The sequence below is a fragment of the Streptococcus sp. GMD1S genome, from assembly GCF_000296875.1.
In the GTDB taxonomy this organism is placed as follows: domain Bacteria; phylum Bacillota; class Bacilli; order Lactobacillales; family Streptococcaceae; genus Streptococcus.
On record NZ_AJQY01000357.1, the window covers coordinates 1 to 1,646 of the forward strand.

At 41.1% G+C, this 1,646-nt stretch carries 2 protein-coding genes and 1 pseudogene; all 3 read right to left on the reverse strand.

Translation table 11 applies throughout. From position 1 onward, the window contains the following. A partial coding sequence (locus tag GMD1S_RS10250) for a nucleoside phosphorylase (RefSeq protein WP_000923412.1) occupies positions 1-539 on the reverse strand: 539 nt, incomplete at its 3' end. A gap of 4 nt (positions 540-543) precedes the next feature. Beyond that, positions 544-1,410 carry a GNAT family N-acetyltransferase gene (locus GMD1S_RS10255; protein WP_000613650.1) on the reverse strand — a complete coding sequence of 289 codons (867 nt, stop codon included), beginning with the start codon at positions 1,408-1,410 and terminating at the stop codon, positions 544-546. An 11-nt stretch (positions 1,411-1,421) separates the two neighbouring features. Next, positions 1,422-1,646: pseudogene (locus GMD1S_RS10260) on the reverse strand (serine O-acetyltransferase); the annotation flags it as partial.

Here is a 1,646-nt window from a genome sequence, read left to right on the forward strand (position 1 = left end):
TTATCAGGCGTTTCTCGATAAAAGGCATCAGTCGTCCAAGACTTGGTGCGGATATGCTCGACGCAAGATTTGTTCAAAGCTTCTTCCATAGTTAAGAGCAAAGTTTCATCATAAGCTATCTCATCACTTGGAGGAGCGTAATGGTAACTTGTACCTTCATCACGTAGAGCTGAACTTGGTAGGATAATCTTATCTGCCTGAATAGACTGATCTAGAACTCCGCAAGAACCCAAAACAACAAAGTTCTTAAATCCTCTTGCTTTGAGTTCTTCTAAGAGTCCAACAACCATCGGGGCTCCAATCGTAGCTATAGCAACGGCTACCTTACTCCCATCTTTTTCATAGATATACCATGGAAATCTACCATTTAGATTGGTTAGATAGCCACCTTCATAAACATCTTCAAACTGCTTTACTCGTTCAACGATTTCTCCATTAAAAGATAAAATAATCGTGTCACAGACTTCTCCACCATCACGAATACTTCGATCAGTTGGTTCGATAACAGCAGGTACATTTTCGAATTCTTCTAATAGCATTTTTCTATTCTTTCTCATTCAGATAAACTACCTGTGTCTGTTTGATAAAGCCGATTTTTTCATACAAGCGCTTGGCACCTACGTTGCTATCTTCCACGGCAATCTGAAATTCCTTGTCATTTTGCTCAATTAGTTGGTTGACAAGGGATTTTGCTAAATAGCTTCCATAGCCTTTTCCACGTTCAGGTTCCGATATTGCTAAACCGTAGAAGTAATTCGTATCGCTCGATAAATCAATCGTGCAAGTTCCAATGACCTGACCGTTTTTTAATAAAATATATAAGCGACTTTCCGGATCTTTCAGAGCTTCAGCGACATATCTATCCACAACTTCTCTCGATTCATGTTCCTCTGAAAATACCTGAAATTTTAACTGACTAATTTGATCTTGATACGAACTATCTGCTAACATAACTTCCAGATTGGAAAGCTTTTCTAACGGATAAGGCCTTCTATCCTTGCCTAACCAGGTTTCTGTATCCTCGTCCTCGACCAATCCCCAGTTGCTGACAAAATCAGGATGGCGGTCTAGAAAAACACGCTCTGTCTGAAAAGTAACTGAATGAATCGGAAAAGAAGCTGTTTCTCTCTCAAAACTAGTAAACAATGCACGCGCAATCCCCTGACGGCGATGATCTGGATGAACCAGTATCGTCACTTCTACATCTTGGTCATCTGCATAGACAGTTAATAAACCAACAAGTTCGCCTTTTTCATAATAAAGGAAAAAGGCGGGCATGTTTGGATCAAAATTAAGCATGTTAGAGAGATAGGGATCACGATAGGTACTGTCATAGTTTTGGCAACAGTTAATTAGTTTTTTCGCCTCAGATAACTCCTCTTGGCTTAACTTGTTTCTTGCTTGAATCATATAGCTATCCTCTACAAACCAGACGATCTGTGGCTGGCTTCACGGGCATGCTCTAGCTTGTCTAGATAGTATTTCCGTTTCTCCTCTACCTCGTGAATGGTTGGCTCGTCTTTCTCACCATGAACACGGACGATCCTGGCCGGAATACCGACAACCGTCACATCACTAGGTACATCAGATACAACCACTGCACCCGCCCCAACTTTGGCTTTCTCTCCAATTTCAATAGGGCCAAT

Coding starts and splice junctions, on each gene's coding strand:
- GMD1S_RS10255 (WP_000613650.1), bottom strand. CDS start 1,410: ATGATTCAAGCAAGAAACAAGTTAAGCCAAGAGGAGTTATCTGAGGCG.